Source organism: Leucobacter sp. G161 (genome assembly GCF_001482305.1).
In the GTDB taxonomy this organism is placed as follows: domain Bacteria; phylum Actinomycetota; class Actinomycetes; order Actinomycetales; family Microbacteriaceae; genus Leucobacter.
This window is the reverse complement of the sequence record NZ_LOHP01000046.1, coordinates 64,310-78,850: the sequence shown is the minus strand read 5'-3', so window position 1 is coordinate 78,850 and position 14,541 is coordinate 64,310. Positions and strand designations below refer to the sequence as shown.

The window sequence follows — 14,541 nt, the reverse complement described above, 5'->3', positions numbered from 1 at the left end:
GACAGCGTACAAGTTGTCAATACAGCTTTGGCGGCCGCACGGTGCCCGAAAGGTGAACGTTCGGTAAGCGTTGTGGGTGGCTTGGTTTCGAAGGTGAACGCTCCGCGAACAGGCGTCAAAAAAGTTGTCATGACTTCTTTCGGCTTTGCATGCTTGAACCATGACAACGCACATCGCAATCGTCGGCGCCGGCATCGTGGGCCTCTCCCACGCGGTCGCAGCGCTCGACGCCGGCTACCGAGTTACGGTCGTCGAACAGGACGCTGCCGCCGTGCTTTCGAGCATCCGCAACTTCGGTCACGTCTGTACCTCGGTGCAGGCGGGTGAGCTTGGCGAACTTGCTCGCGAGGCGAACCCGATCTGGCGCTCGCTCGCCGAACGAGTGGGCGTTGAAGCGCGCGTCTCCGGCACGCTCGCGGTGGCGCGCACCGAGGCGGAGGAGGGCGTGCTCGAGGAGCTCGCCGCACTCAGGGCGCCGGCCGGCAGCGAGATGCTCGACGGGAAGACGGCTGCGGCGATGCTCGGTGTCACCGCACCCACCGGGATCCGCTCGGGGCTGCGGCTCGCGGGCGACATCACCGCGAACCCGCGCACGGCCGTCGCGAAGATCGCGGCCTGGGTTGATGCGCACGAGCGCGGAGAGGTGCGGTTCAACACCACCGTGCGCGGGGTGAGCGAGGAGCCCAGGCTCACGCTTGAAACGAACCGGGGCGATGTCGCTGTGGATCACATCGTGATCGCCACTGGCCACCTCGTCGGCCGGCTCTTCCCGGAGCTCGCGGGCGACGTGCGCGAGTGCGTGCTGCAGATGGCGCGGGTGAAGACGCCGCACGTCATGGGTCTCGGCCCGGCTGTGCTCACCGGCACGTCGATGCTGCGCTACGGCGCCTTCGAGGGCCCGGCGCAGGAGGCGCTCCGCACCGAAATGCAGGCTATCCGCCCGGATCTGCTTGAGATCGACGCGAACGTGATGTTCACGCAGCAGCCCGACGGCACCCTGCTCGTCGGCGACTCGCACCGCACCTTTGATGCCGCACCCCCGTTCCTCGACGAACGCTGGTCCGAGCTGCTGCTGGGCGAGGTCGCCTCGCTGCTCGGCACCGAACGGCTCGAGGTGCTGGAGCGCTGGCAGGGGATCTACGCCACCAGCGCGGATCGTGACCTGCTGCGCGAGACCCCGCTGCCTGGCGTCTCGGTCGTGAGCGTCACGACCGGCGTCGGCATGACGATCGGGCCCGCACTCGGCGCGCGCACGATCGCTGACCTCTAATCCACCCGCTTATCGACGTTCACTACCCCACACATCCAAGGAGCATCGTGAAGAAGACCACTACCCTCGCCGCCTCAGCGGCGATCCTGCTCGGCCTCGGCCTCGCAGGCTGTTCGACCGCCGGCGATTCTGCTGCACCCGAGGGTGACGCGGCTAGCGTCACCTGCCCGGACGGCAAGATTCGCTTCGGCATCCTCCCCTACGAGGATCCGGATCGCCTTGAGCCCGCCTACCAGACCCTGGCGGCGGCGCTTTCGGAGAAGCTCGACTGCGAGGTCGAGGTGTCCATCACCGAGGACTACGCAGCAGAGGTTCTCGCAATGGAGAACGACCAGCTCGAGATCGCGCAGTTCGGCCCGCTCGGGTTCGTATTCGCGAACGAGCGTGCTGACGCCAACGCCTTGGTGTCGTTCGGTGACGCAGAGGGCAAGCCGACGACCTACACTGGCGGCATCTGGGTGCCGAAGGATTCGAGCGTGCAGACGATCGAGGATCTCAAGGGCAAGACTCTCGCGCTCGGCAGCCCTGGCTCGACCTCGGGTGACGCGATCCCGAGCTCGGCGCTCGCTGACGCCGGCATCACCGACGATGTGACCGCGGACTACGCCGGCGGTCACCCGGAGGCGCTGCTCGCACTCGTCAACGGCACCGTCGACGCCGCGCAGATTAACTCGCAGACGCTCGCCACCGCGACCGCAGAGGGCACCTTCGATCAGTCGAAGTTCCGTCAGATCTGGGAGTCGGAGCCGATCCCGAACGACCCGATCACCGTCCGCGGCAACATGCCGCAGGAGTTCAAGGATGCCGTCAAGGAGGCGCTGCTCAGCCTCGACAAGAAGGACGTCGAGACCGTCAGCGGCTTCCTCGGTGTCGACCCCGCCGGGCCCCTGATCCCGGTCACGAACGAGACCTACCAGCCCCTCTTCGACCTCGCAGAGACCATGGGCCTCACCGAGAAGGACGTCTAAACCTCATGACGATCACCGCGACCAGCACGAGCGCCCCCGAGACCGAGCGCGTCGAGCCAGAAGTACTCCTCGACGTCCGCGCGATATCCAAGAGTTTCGGCGGCCGAGTCGTTCTCAATGACATGAGCATGCGTGTCCACGCAGGCGAGGTCGTTGCGTTCCTCGGAGCGAACGGCTCGGGTAAATCGACAACGCTGCGCGCGGTGAACGGCCTCATTGAGGCGGACTCCGGAGACATTGAGATCACCGGGGTTCGCCTCAACGAGGCGAGCTCGGCACGCAAGGCGGAGGCCCGCCGGGCGGCCGCCACCGTGTTCCAAAAGATCCACCTCGTGCCCCGCCGGACCGCGCTGCAGAACGTGTGCGCCGGCGGCTTCTCCCGGCTTCCGGCCTGGCGCTCGATCCCGCCCCTGTTCGGCGACGAGCTCAAGGAAGAAGCCATGGCCTGCCTCGAGCGCGTGGGGCTCGCAGACCGCGCCCACGACAAGGCCGGCAGCCTCTCGGGCGGCCAGCAGCAGCGCGTCGCCATCGCACGCGCCCTGTGCCAGCGCCCCCGCATGATCCTCGCCGACGAGCCAGTGTCGGCGCTCGACCCGCGCGCCGCCGACGATGTCATGCGGCTGCTGCGGCAGCTCGCCGTCGAAGAGGGGCTCGGGGTCGCAGCCGTGCTGCACCAGCCGCAGCTCGCTCGGCTCTACGCAGACCGTGTCATCGGCCTCCGCGACGGTCACCTCGTCTTTGACTGCCCGACGGCAGAGCTCGACGACACCGAACTCGCGGCCCTCTACCTCTAGGACGATCAGTGACCCCCACCTCTGCGCCCGCGCGCACTCCCGAACACGCAGCCGACCCGGTGGACGACTTCGCCCCGGCCCCAGCACGCCTCCCCGTGCCGAGCGACCCGAAGACGATCACGCGGATCGGCTCGTGGAGCACGATCATCGTCGTCCTCGTGCTGCTGCACCTGCTTGCCTTCCAGGCCACCGATTTCCGCCCCGACGCGCTCGTCACCGGCGCCAAGGGCATGATGAACTTCATCTCCGAGGCGTTCCCGCCTGACCTCAGCTCCGACGTACTCGCCCGCGGCCTCGAGGGCGCGCTCACGACGCTCTGGGTCGGCCTGCTCGGCACGACGGTGTCGGTTCCGACGGCGCTGCTGCTCGCCGTGTTCGCGGCCCGTACGACGACGCCGAACGCGTTCGTGTACCAGATCGCCCGCGGCATCCTGTCGTTCTTCCGCGCGGTGCCCGATATCGTGTTCGCGTTGATCTTCGTCACCGCAGTCGGGCTTGGCCCGTTCGCGGGTGTGCTCGCCCTCATCTGCCACAACACCGGCGTCATGGGCAAGCTGTGGGCCGAGGCGATGGAGGACATCGATCCGGGCCCCGAGCAGGCGCTCCGCACCGCCGGTGCCTCGCGCTGGCAGGTGGTCGCGAACGCGACGATCCCGAACGTGCTGCCGCAGCTCACCGGCCTCCTGCTCTACCGCTTCGACGTGAACGTGCGCTCGTCGCTCGTGCTCGGCCTCGTCGGTGCCGGCGGCATCGGCCTGCTCATCAACAAGGCGATCAAGACGTTCCAGTTCGACGAGATGCTCACGTACCTCATCATCATTCTGCTCGTCATCGTCGCGGTGGATCTCGCCTCGGGCTGGATCCGCAAGCGACTGCAGAAGTAGCTCGCACACGCAACAGGGCCGCGGTTCTCCCAGCTTCGCTGAGGTGACCGCGGCCCTGTCGATTTGCTTCGTATTGCCGCTTGCGGGCGGCGCTCAACGGCAATACGTGGCAAATCGGGAACGCCGGACGCGGGATTACTCGCCCTGAGATTCCTCGCTTGCCTGCCGGGAGCAGCGGGCGGCCGGGCCGTCTGCTGGGGTGTTCTCGGCGGAGGCGTTGAAGCGATGCAGCCCGGCACGGAGCGACTCAAGCTCTGCGTCGCTCCAGTCTGCGAGCCGTTCCCGATAAGCGTTCGACCAGCGCTCGCGAACCCCACCCAGGAGCCCTCCGGCATGCGGGCTCGTGGTGAGGAGCTGCACGCGGCGATCCTCGGGTGACTCGTTCGCCTCGATGAGGTCGAGTTCACGCAGCTTCGCGACGTGGCGACTGACGAGCGACTTGTCCATCTCGAGCCAGTGCCCGATGCCCGTCGCGGTGATAGGGCCGCGGCGGTACACAATCTGCAGCACGATCATGCTCATGCCGCTGAGCTCATGGCTCACCTCGCTTGCGTAGCGGGTCCAGCGGGTGCGCGAGAACGCGAACGCTTCGGAGAATTCCGAGATGATTCCGGAAATAATGTCTTCGTCGGATGGTGAGGAAGCCATCGTTCGTCCTATCGTTCGGTTCCGCGGTCGGTGCCGGGGCGATGATTCGGGAGCAGGATCGGTCCCGTCGTGTCGACGAGCACACGATCGACGGGCTTGGTGTGCTCCCGGCTGGCAGCTGCCCCGGTTGAAGCGGCCCCGTCTACTGTAGCCACATCAGCCTCGGCGTCCTGCAGATCGGCGATCCGTTCGGCGTTGCTCTTCGTGTCGAGCGGAATGTTCGGCAGGAAGATGATCGCGATGAGGGCGATGACCGCGACCGGTGACGCAGCGAGGAAGATGTTGCCGATCGCGTGGCCGTAGGCCGACTCGACGACGTTCCGGATCGGCTCGGTGAGGTCCGAGATCTTCGGCAGCGTGCCGCCGACGAGCGCTTCGGCTCCCGCGAGATCCTTCGGCGGGAGCTTCGCGAGGCCCTCCTTCATGTACTCGGTGACCTGGTACGAGAGCAGCGCTCCCATGCCCGAGATGCCCGCCGTGCCACCGACGGTGCGGAAGAACGTGACGGCGGAGCTCGCGGCACCCATCTGGGTGGGGGACGAGGTGTTCTGCACGACGAGCACGAGGTTCTGCATGGTCATGCCGACGCCCGCGCCGAGAATCGCCATCGAGATGCCGACGTACCAGTAGTTGGTGTCGTGGCGGAGCTGGCCCATGAGCAGCAGGCCGGCGAGCAGGGCGACCGCGCCGACGACCATGTAGCGCTTCCACTTGCCGGTGCGGGTGATGATCTGCCCGACGATCGTGGACGAGATGAGCACGCCGGCCATCATCGGGAGCGTGAGCAGGCTCGACTCGATGACCGAGCGGCCGCGCGCGAGCTGCATGTACTGGCCGAGGAACACGGCGGTGCCCATCATGGCGAGCCCGACCGCGATCGACGCGATTGCCGCCATCGTGAACGTGCGGTTCTGGAAGAGGGTCATTGGGATGAGGGGTTCTTCAACCTTGAGTTCGACAAACACCGCGATGACGAGTGCGATGACGCCGCCGCCGACCATGACGGCCGTCTGCCAGGACCACCAGGGGAAGTTCTGGCCGCCGAGGGTGACCCAGATGAGGATGCTTGAGAAGCCGAGCGAGATGAGGGCTGCGCCCCAGTAGTCGATCTTGATCTTGCGCTTGAGTGTCGGCAGGTGCAGCGTGCGCTGCAGCATGACGATCGCGACGATCGCGATGGGGGCTGCGACGTAGAAGTTCCAGCGCCAGCCGATCGTGTCGGTGAGGAGCCCGCCGAGGAGCGGGCCGCCGACCGTGGCGACCGCCATGATCGCGCCGAGGATGCCCATGTACTTGCCGCGCTCGCGCGGGCTGACGATTTCGGCGAGCACGATCTGGCCGAGGGCGCCGAGGCCGCCGACGCCGATGCCCTGGAGCACGCGGAAGGTGATGAGCCAGGTCGGATCCTGAGCAAAGCCCGCCATCGCGGAAGCGACGATGAAGATCACGAGCGAGAGCTGCAGCAGCACCTTCTTGCTCGTCAGGTCGGCGAGTTTGCCCCAGATGGGGGTGGCGATCGCGCTCGCGAGCATGGTGGCGGTGACAACCCAGGTGAAGGAGGCCTGTGTGCCGCCGATGTCGGCGATGATGATCGGCATTGAGGTGCCAACGACGTTCATCGCGAGCATGGATACGAAGTTCGCGAGGAAGATGCCTGCTAGGGCGAGGTTCTTTGCCCGACCGGCGAGTGGCTCTGTCGGGTCTGCTGCTGTGGCGGCGGGGGTGGTGCGGCTCATTGAGTGACGGGGTCCTTACGAAAGTTGATGACGGTCAACTATATAAGGGATGGTTGATTCAAGTCAACTAACGACGGGAGCGGGCGGTGTGAGTCCGAAAACTCACACCGCCCGCTCCCGTGCTTCGCGAGCCTACGTGTCCGCGCGCTGCGCCCGCTGCGAGAAGTAGACGGGGATCAGCGAGAGCAGGATCATGAGCGTCGCGACGACGTTCACCTGGTTGACCTCGTTGGGTCTGCCCATTTGGTTCATGATCCAGAGCGGCAGTGTCTCCGTGCCGGGTGGCGCCGTAAAGATCGTCACGACGATCTCGTCAAACGAGAGCGCGAAGGCGAGCAGGCCACCCGCGATGAAGGCGGGCCGGAACTGCGGAAAGGTGACGAGCCGGAAGGTCTGCCAGATGCCAGCACCCAGGTCTGCCGAGGCCTCCTCGAGGTTCGGGTTCATGCGGCGCAGGCGGGCGATGACGTTGTTGAACACCATCACGACGCAGAACGTCGCGTGCGCGATGATCATGCCCCAGTAGCCGACGTGGATCCCCATCGGCTTGAGCACCTGGTGGTAGGTGTTCGAGAGCGCGACACCGGTGACGATGCCGGGGAGGGTGATCGGGAGCACGATGAGCAGGTTCACGGTGTGCTGCCCGAAGAACTTGAAGCGCTGCAGCGCGAAGGCCGCGAGCGTGCCGAGCACGAGGGCGAACGCGGTGGCGATCGAGGCGACGATCACCGAGTTCATGAAGGCGGCGTGCATTGCCGGGTTCGTGAGGGCCTTGCCCCACCATTCGAGCGAGAAGCCGGGGATCGGCCAGCCGGAGACCCGGCCCGAGTTGAAGGAGTTCATGATGATCACGAACATCGGAATGTACAGGAACCCGAGGACGACGACGGCGACGCCGCCGAGCGCGATCTTGGTTCCGCGATTCAGTCGTAGCATTGCAGGCTCCTGCGCTTAGAGGTTGTTCAGGGCGCCGGTGCGACGGACGGCCCCCAGGTAGACGATGACCAGCACGATCGGCACGAACGAGAACGCGGCGGCGAGCGGCGGGTTGAGGTTGATGTTCTGCGCGATGATGCTGCCGATCATCTGCGTGGATCCACCGACGTACATCGCCGAGAGGTAGTCGCCGAGGCTGAGTGAGAACGTGAAGATGGATCCTGCGATGAGCGAAGGCAGCAGGAGCGGTGCGACGACGGTGCGGATCGTGCGGAAGCCGCGGGCACCCAGGTCGGAAGCCGCATCGAAGAGGTTCGGCGGAATCTGGGCGACGGCCGTGTAGACCGGGATCGCCATGTATGGGAACCAGAGGTAGACGAGGGTGAGCGTTACGGTGGCCACGCCGAGGCCTGGGCCGGAGATGCCGAGCGGCTCAAGCGCCCAGTTGAAGAAGCCGTTTTCTGTCCACACGAGGCGCATGCCGATGACCTTCACGAGGTAGCCGGCCCAGAGCGGGAGTGTGACGAGCACCGCGAGCACGGCGCGGAGCTTCGGGCCAGCGACCTGCGACATGAACACCGCGAGCGGCACCGAGAATAGCGCGCAGATGAGGGTGACCGCGAGCGCGATCCCGAGCGTGCGCAGCGCGGTCATGCCGTAGGCGGGCACGGTGGCGAGCTGCGTGAAGTTCTCGAGCGTGAAGCCGGGCTTCACGCGGGAAGTAAAGGGATCGGTCGTCCAGAACGCTGTCACGAGCATGATCGCGAGCGACAGAATGTAGACGCCGACGAGCCACACCATCGGAAGCGTGAGGAGCGACGCGAGTCGACCCTTCGGGTGTCGGTGGAGCGCGGTCGAGATGGGCCGCGGCTTGCGTTGAAGAGCTGACTGAATGCTCACGGGTGTCCTCGCTGACAGAGTGTGGGAAGAGAGAAGGGGGTGTGGGGCGCCCGCGGGCGCCCCACAGTTGGGTGGTTAGCCCTTGACGGTGGCCCAGGCGTTGGTCCAGTCCTGGTAGTTCGTGCACTGCACATCAGTGCGGCCGTCGAGGCACTGGTCGATGGGGGTCGTCCACCACCACACCTGCTTGTAGTACTCCTCGTCGGTGGCGTTGAAGTAGTCGCAGTGCGCCTTCGCTTCATCGTTGAGTTCACAGAACGCGCCGTTGGCGGGGCCCATGCCGAAGTTCATGGCGATCGCGCCGTTCACATCGGGTGCCGAGGTGTAGTCCATCCACGCGTACGCGCAGTTCGGGCTCTTCGAGTCGGTTGCAAGCATCCAGGCGTCAGACCAGCCGGTCGCGCCCTCCTTGGGGAGGACGCTCTTGAACTTCTCGTCCTGCGTCGCCTTGCGCAGCACCTCCCACGAGGTGCCGACCACCGAGTTGCCGCCGGTGAAGGAGGTCACGTTGGTCGCGGGCGACCAGTACTCGGACACCATCTCGTTCTGCTGCTTGAGCAGCTCGGTGGCGGCCTGCAGCTGCTCCTGGTCGAGCGCGTAGGGGTTCGTGATGCCGAGGTCTGGCTGGTGCTCCATGAGGTAGATCGCTGCGTCAGCGATGTAGATCGGGCTGTCGTAGGCCGCAATCTTGCCGGCGTACGGGCTGTCCTTCTCCCACACCACGTCCCAGCTGTCGGGTGCCTCGGTGACGGCCTCGCTGTTGTACTGGAGCACGTTCGCGCCGCGACCGATCGGGATGCCGTAGACGTTGCCGTTGAGCGTGTCGTAGAGCTGGCCCTTCATGCCCTCGACGATGTCGTCGGAGAAGTTCGGGATGAGATCGGTGGTGAGCGGCTGCACGTTGCCGTCGACGATGAGCCGGAGGCTCGCGTCGCCCGAGGCGGAGACGAGGTCGTACTCGCCGGTGCGCATGAGCTGCACCATCTCGTCTGAGGTCGCTGCCACCTTACGGTTGACGACGCACCCGGTGTCGGCGGTGAACTGGTCAGCCCAGGCAGGCTCAACGAAGCCCGACCACGCGACGATGTTCAGTTCTTTTTCGTTCTCGCCGAGCTTTTCGATAGCCGGGATCTCGGGGACATCGATCTGCAGGCCGCCGTCGCCGGCCGGTGCGCCGCTGTCTGACGAGCAGCCGGTGAGGGCGAGGCCGAGCACCGCCGCCATGGCGATCGGTGCTGCGAGCAGTTTCTTGTTCATCGGTACTCCTTTGTAAGGGGATGAGTGGTGAGGGTGAAGCGGGGTTGGACGTGGAGCGGGAGGCAGCGCGGAGCTGAGCTACGCGTGCTGCGGAGCCTTCGCGGCTGCCGTGGGAATCGCGGTTGCGTGGCTCGCCTCGAAGCGCACGCTCACGGCGTCGCCGCGGCGAATGCTCGCCTCGGTGCGCGGGGTGTGCGAGTTCTGCTTCTCCGAGATGATGCGCGTGCCGTCTGCGGTGTCGAGCAGGTATCGGGTGTGCGCGCCGGCGTAGACGGTCTCTGCGACGGTGGCGGGCAGCGCGATGACGCCGGGTTCGACGGGCGCGGTTGCATCGGCGATGTGGACGCGCTCGGGGCGGAGGCTGTGCGTCGCCGACGTGCCGAGGAGGCGAGCGGAGAGCTCTGCGGGTAGCAGGTTCGTGACGCCGAGGAAGCCGGCAACGAACTCGGTCTGGGGGAATTCGTAGACCTCGCGGGGCGAGCCGACCTGCTCGATCTTGCCGTTGTTGAACACCGCGACGCGGTCGGAGAGCGTGAGCGCCTCCTCCTGATCGTGGGTGACGAAGATGAAGGTGATCCCGACGTCGCGCTGGATCTGCTTGAGCTCGACCTGCATGTGCTCGCGGAGCTGCTTGTCGAGCGCGCCGAGCGGCTCGTCGAGCAACAGCACCTTCGGGCGGAGGATCAGGGCGCGGGCGAGCGCGATGCGCTGGCGCTGGCCGCCGGAGAGTTGCGAGGGGAGGCGGCCGGCGACGTGACCGAGCTGCACCTGCTCGAGGGCTTCGGTGACGAGCTTTTCACGCTCAGCCTTTGCGAGGCCGCGGACCTTCAGCCCGTAAGCGACGTTTTCGGCGATCGTGTAGTGCGGGAAGAGCGCGTAGTCCTGGAAGACCGTGTTCACCTCGCGGTCGAAGGGGGCCGAACGGGTGACGTCGCTGCCGTGGAGCAGGATCTCGCCCGCGGTGGGCTCTTCGAAGCCCGCAATCATGCGGAGCACGGTGGTCTTGCCGGAGCCGGAGGGGCCGAGCATGGAGAAGAACTCACCGGCGCGGATCTCGATGTCGAGATCCTTCACCGCGGTGACTTCGCCGAAGGTTTTTTCTACGCCGCGCAGGGAAACTGCGCTCGTGTGCTCGGTGCTTGGGGTGTGGGCCATGTCGCCACTGCTCCTCAACGTCGTTGTCGATCAGGTCGGTTAGAACATTAACATAGGGGATTAGATGTTTTAAGCGCAAATCCATCTTCGTCGTCACGTTTTGATTACGCTTAGGAGTGTGGGCCCACTCTCGGCCCCTGAAACGGAGGCGCGCCCTTGACCACAGCAGTGCCAGGTGCGACCCCGAGCCGGCTCCGCACCGCGGCCTTCGCGCCGATCGGCGAGGAGGGGCGCGCCGACATGGTCGTGTCGCGGCTTGTGCAGGCGATCTCGGTCGGGGCGTTCACGGAGGGCGAGCGGTTGCCGAGTGAGAACGAGCTTTCGACGCTGCTCGGCGTTGCGGTCGTCACAGTGCGTGAGGCCCTGAGTGAGCTGCGGCATCGCGATCTCATCGAGACCAAGCGCGGCCGCAACGGGGGAAGCTTCGTGCGCCCAAGCCAGGCCGCTGTCGAGGAAGTGAACGCACGAGCCCTCGCTGACGAATCCCGTGTTGCCCTCGCCGACCTTGGCGTCCACTACGAAGTAGTGTCCGCAGCCTGCGCCGAATACGCGTGCCTGCGCGCAACGAGCGAAGAGTTGCAGATCGTCGCAGATGTGCTGGCAGAATCTCGCCGGGCACCGGCGTTTCAGTGGCGTCGCCGCGTCACAGAGCTGCAACTCGAGCTGGCTGCGCTCAGCCAATCGGTCAGGCTCACGAACGAGCACGTCAGGCTACAAACGGAGTTCACGCCGCTCCTGGCGCTGCAGGATTTCGATGACGCCGCGCGCGAGCTCACCCACGCGGCGCTCGTCGCTCAGGTGGAGGCGACGCAAGCCGGTGACGTTCAGTTGGCGCGTGCCGCGGTGCGCGAAAGCGTGCGGGGTTCGGTACGCTGGCTCATCGCCTTCCGCGCAGAGCTGCTCGCGGGTTCACGAGAGTCTGATCTTCGTGGCACACTTGAGGCGCGACGCAGACGACGCGAACGGGAGAATCGAGATGAGCAGTGACGCGAATCAATTGGCAGACGGTATTGCGATCGTCGACGACTTCTTCGACGGGGTCTTCGCGCCGCTGAGCGCTTGGGTTCCCGAGCTAGCGCAGGAGCTTCGGTCCGCCGAGCTTCCGCTCACCGGAACCGCACTCACGGCGCTCGTACGCGACGGCGCCTTCCGGGTGCTCGACACGGAGGATCGGCCGCTGTACGGCGCGGGATTCTGCGGAAGTGACGCGGTGATGGGCGAGGGAAATCCGCTCGCCTGGTGGCAGGGATCCGACCGGCACCTCCTGGCATCCTCGACCTTTGGCCCCGGCCAGGCAGCGATCGACCTCGAACGCCTCGAGTGGTTTCGCGTGCCGAAGCACACCGGCGCGCAGCACGTTGCCGGGCCGTTCGTAGACTACCTGTGCTCGAACGAGATCACCCTCACCTCATCGATGCCCGTCATGGTCGACGGCGCATTCTGGGGAGTTGCCTGCGCAGACGTGCTCATTTCGCGCATTGAGGAGTGCCTGTTGCCGAGCATTCGGGGGGTCGATGGCGCGGCGCTCGTGAACGCGCATGGACGCGTTGTTGTGTCCGCCGACCCTGACCGGGAAACCGGGGATCGCTTCCGCGGCATCGATGCGGCAACGGGTGCTGCGGGCGACGAAACGGTCACGCTGGTGCGCTCTCAGCGCTACCCGTTTGCCCTGGTCGCGCCGGCTGCGTAGGGTGAGGCACGCGGCCCTGAGTCGACCCTGATGTGACCCTGATGAAGCCCTGAAACGCGGGGGTTCTTCCAGCGCTGCCGCTGTACGCTTTCAACGTGACGAGACCAGAAGACGACGCAGATCGGGCCAGGCGGCTGGGGCGACCCATTGCACGGTTCATGGCCCGCTGGCGTGCCGCGATCCGCCGGCGGCCGTGGCTTGACCTGCTCTATCGGGTGGTCATTACCGTCCTGGGAGCGGTCATCGCGATCGTGGGGTTGATCCTCGTCCCGCTCCCCGGGCCCGGCTGGCTGGTCGTCTTTCTGGGTCTCACCGTGCTCGGCTCCGAGTATCACTGGGCGCGCCGCATCCTTGGCTGGCTGCGGCGTGCGCTCGCGAGGTTCTGGGAACGGTGGAACGCCTGGCGTGCGCGGCGCGCAGCACGGCGAAACGGCGCGGAGGGCCAGAGCCCGCCCGCGCCGTAAGCAACGGTTGAACCGCGGCTATTTCACCATCGGCAGGTTGAAGATAAACGGGTCGCCGCCGCCGCGACGGTACGTCTCGTTCACCTTCGCGGCCGCCATGATGTGGAAAATGAAGCCCGCGAGGTGCGCGAGCCCCAGGATCGTCGGGCCGATCAGCGGAAGCGCCGTGAGCACCCACCCGAAGACGAACAGTGCGGTGCGCATGAGCGTAAAGTTCAGGTTTGCTGCGTGCAGCGCACGCACCTGCGGAGTCGCGCGTGGGCTCTCGATGAGGTAGAAAATGAGCGCCGGGATGAACAGGAAGAACACCGACAGCCAGTAGCTCGCGGTGAGGTTCGGCATCGGGTCGGCGGGGCGGCCCTGCGGCTGGTAGTAGCCGTGCGGCTGGCCGTATCCTGGCTGCTGCGGCTGACCGTAGCCCGGCTGCTGCGGAGCGCCGTACCCGGGTGGCGGGCCGTAGCCGGGAGGCGGCTGCGGGCTGCCGAACTGGGGCGGCTGCGGGGGAGCATAGCCCGGCGGCGGCCCGGCATGACCGGACTGCTGCGGTGCCCCGTACGGCGGTGCCGGCGGAGCGTAGCCGGGAGGAGCGGGCGGGACCTCGGGAGACTCAGGTGCTCCCTGCGCCGGCTCTGGAGTCGAAGGATCCTCGGGCAGCCCTGTCGGCTGCTCGTTGTCCTCGGGGGGAAGCGTAGTCATCGGAGCCTTCTCCTTTGTGTTGCTGCGTGCACGCTGGGCTGCGACCCATCAGTCGATGAATCGACAGTGCGATACTCCGAGACTACAACGTGTGCTTTGCGCGTCCTAGATAAAGTCTGGGCTCGGCGCAGACGCGGGAAGGATCGAGACGTCTGCGTGGCGGTCGAAGCGATATCCGATGCCGCGCACGGTGCGCACAATGTCTTGGTAGTGGGCCAGCTTGACCCGGAGGCGACGAACGTGGACGTCGATCGTGCGCGCGCTCGGGATCTCTTCGCCCTCAGCGTCAGCCCACAGCGTCTCGATGATCTCGTCGCGCCCGACGGTGCGTCCCTCGCGGAGCACCAGGAACTGGAGGAGCTCGAACTCGCGGAACGTGAGGTTCGCGGGAACGTTGTCGAGCAGCACGCGCTTGCGGGACAGATCCAGCACGACGCCGCTCGCGGCACGATCAGGGTCGGAGGCCTGGGGCTTGCGGTGGGCGTGCGCCGCAGCGGGGTCGCCGAGTGCGAGCCGTACAACGTCGACGTCGCGCCCGCCGGTGCCCTCGGGGGCGAGCGCCACGGCGGCGTAGGTCTCTGCGCTCGGGGCGAGCTGCGCGACGAGTCGCTTAATCTCGTTGACGACGGCCCCGATGGACGGGTCAGTCGAGTTGAGCTTCTCCTCGGAGAGACCAACGTAGAGGGCGAAGCCGCGAACTTCGCTCTCGGTCGAGCGCTGCTGGGTAGGGGTAGCGGTGATAGCCATGATGATGAAGTCCTTTGGTGCTCCGTGCGGAGCGTTGCTGCGAATGAGTTGCGGCAATCCCAGGGGTAGGGCGAGAGAGGCGATCAGTGGATCGCGCGAGCCCAATCGTGCTGGGTGCCAGAAACGGTGAAACGTGTGTGGCAGTTAGTTGCACATTCGGCAGCGCATACCGTCGCGACCGGCCATCATCATGCCGGTCATCCCAAAGTTCACCTCGGAGGCGGACTGGGTGCGAACGAAAGTATGCATAACGCTAAGTTACGGTGACCGCGCCCGGCTGTCAAGCGGGGCGCCAGGTGGACGAGAGCATATGCAGAGATCGCAGGCGCGTCGGTCCCGCTCAACGTGGCGTAACACGATCGAGCGTTTTGCTCACTCATCCGCGAGAATGGGTCG

Annotated in this window: 15 protein-coding genes; 7 read left to right on the top strand and 8 right to left on the bottom strand. The window is 66.2% G+C overall.

Going from position 1 to position 14,541, the window contains the following annotated elements; translation table 11 throughout:
• The first annotated feature begins 160 nt into the window (after positions 1-160).
• From AUL38_RS04160 to phnE, 4 genes are read left to right on the top strand one after another with little or no spacing between them, the layout of a single operon-like run.
• Positions 161-1,270 carry a TIGR03364 family FAD-dependent oxidoreductase gene (locus AUL38_RS04160; protein WP_059059426.1) on the top strand — a complete coding sequence of 370 codons (1,110 nt, stop codon included), beginning with the start codon at positions 161-163 and terminating at the stop codon, positions 1,268-1,270.
• 47 nt (positions 1,271-1,317) lie between these two features.
• Positions 1,318-2,238, top strand: coding sequence for a phosphate/phosphite/phosphonate ABC transporter substrate-binding protein (locus AUL38_RS04155; RefSeq protein WP_059059425.1), 921 nt, complete (start codon positions 1,318-1,320; stop codon positions 2,236-2,238).
• A 5-nt stretch (positions 2,239-2,243) separates the two neighbouring features.
• The gene (locus AUL38_RS04150; protein ID WP_059059424.1) at positions 2,244-3,032 is read left to right on the top strand and encodes a phosphonate ABC transporter ATP-binding protein; all 789 of its coding nucleotides are present in this window, start codon (positions 2,244-2,246) and stop codon (positions 3,030-3,032) included.
• Positions 3,033-3,040: 8 nt separating this feature from the next.
• The gene (gene phnE / locus AUL38_RS04145; RefSeq protein WP_235590598.1) at positions 3,041-3,916 is read left to right on the top strand and encodes a phosphonate ABC transporter, permease protein PhnE; all 876 of its coding nucleotides are present in this window, start codon (positions 3,041-3,043) and stop codon (positions 3,914-3,916) included.
• A 135-nt stretch (positions 3,917-4,051) separates the two neighbouring features.
• Here phnE and AUL38_RS04140 read toward each other — a convergent pair whose 3' ends face one another.
• From AUL38_RS04140 to AUL38_RS04115, 6 genes are all read right to left on the bottom strand, one after another.
• Positions 4,052-4,564, bottom strand: coding sequence for a MarR family winged helix-turn-helix transcriptional regulator (locus AUL38_RS04140; protein WP_059059422.1), 513 nt, complete (start codon positions 4,562-4,564; stop codon positions 4,052-4,054).
• Between the two features lie 8 nt (positions 4,565-4,572).
• Positions 4,573-6,300 carry a DHA2 family efflux MFS transporter permease subunit gene (locus AUL38_RS04135; protein WP_083506569.1) on the bottom strand — a complete coding sequence of 576 codons (1,728 nt, stop codon included), beginning with the start codon at positions 6,298-6,300 and terminating at the stop codon, positions 4,573-4,575.
• 132 nt (positions 6,301-6,432) lie between these two features.
• Positions 6,433-7,236, bottom strand: a complete 804-nt coding sequence (locus tag AUL38_RS04130; protein ID WP_059059421.1) for an ABC transporter permease — start codon at positions 7,234-7,236, stop codon at positions 6,433-6,435.
• A 15-nt stretch (positions 7,237-7,251) separates the two neighbouring features.
• Positions 7,252-8,136 (bottom strand): ABC transporter permease, encoded by an 885-nt coding sequence (locus AUL38_RS04125; protein ID WP_059059420.1) that lies wholly within the window; start codon positions 8,134-8,136, stop codon positions 7,252-7,254.
• A 75-nt stretch (positions 8,137-8,211) separates the two neighbouring features.
• Entirely contained in the window at positions 8,212-9,393 is a 1,182-nt protein-coding gene (locus AUL38_RS04120) for an ABC transporter substrate-binding protein (RefSeq protein ID WP_059059419.1), read from the bottom strand.
• A 78-nt stretch (positions 9,394-9,471) separates the two neighbouring features.
• Positions 9,472-10,548, bottom strand: a complete 1,077-nt coding sequence (locus tag AUL38_RS04115) for an ABC transporter ATP-binding protein (RefSeq protein WP_059059418.1) — start codon at positions 10,546-10,548, stop codon at positions 9,472-9,474.
• Between the two features lie 156 nt (positions 10,549-10,704).
• Here AUL38_RS04115 and AUL38_RS04110 point away from each other — a divergent pair, with 156 nt between their 5' ends.
• From AUL38_RS04110 to AUL38_RS04100, 3 genes are all read left to right on the top strand, one after another.
• Positions 10,705-11,535, top strand: a complete 831-nt coding sequence (locus AUL38_RS04110; RefSeq protein ID WP_059059417.1) for a FadR/GntR family transcriptional regulator — start codon at positions 10,705-10,707, stop codon at positions 11,533-11,535.
• Entirely contained in the window at positions 11,525-12,238 is a 714-nt protein-coding gene (locus AUL38_RS04105) for a hypothetical protein (protein ID WP_059059416.1), read from the top strand. Before AUL38_RS04110 ends, AUL38_RS04105 begins: the two co-directional genes overlap by 11 nt.
• A gap of 95 nt (positions 12,239-12,333) precedes the next feature.
• The gene (locus tag AUL38_RS04100) at positions 12,334-12,702 is read left to right on the top strand and encodes a TIGR02611 family protein (RefSeq protein WP_059059415.1); all 369 of its coding nucleotides are present in this window, start codon (positions 12,334-12,336) and stop codon (positions 12,700-12,702) included.
• Between the two features lie 18 nt (positions 12,703-12,720).
• Here AUL38_RS04100 and AUL38_RS17935 read toward each other — a convergent pair whose 3' ends face one another.
• Positions 12,721-13,398 carry a DUF4870 domain-containing protein gene (locus AUL38_RS17935; protein WP_059059414.1) on the bottom strand — a complete coding sequence of 226 codons (678 nt, stop codon included), beginning with the start codon at positions 13,396-13,398 and terminating at the stop codon, positions 12,721-12,723.
• 105 nt (positions 13,399-13,503) lie between these two features.
• Entirely contained in the window at positions 13,504-14,145 is a 642-nt protein-coding gene (locus tag AUL38_RS04090) for a winged helix-turn-helix domain-containing protein (RefSeq protein ID WP_059059413.1), read from the bottom strand.
• Positions 14,146-14,541 lie beyond the last annotated feature (396 nt).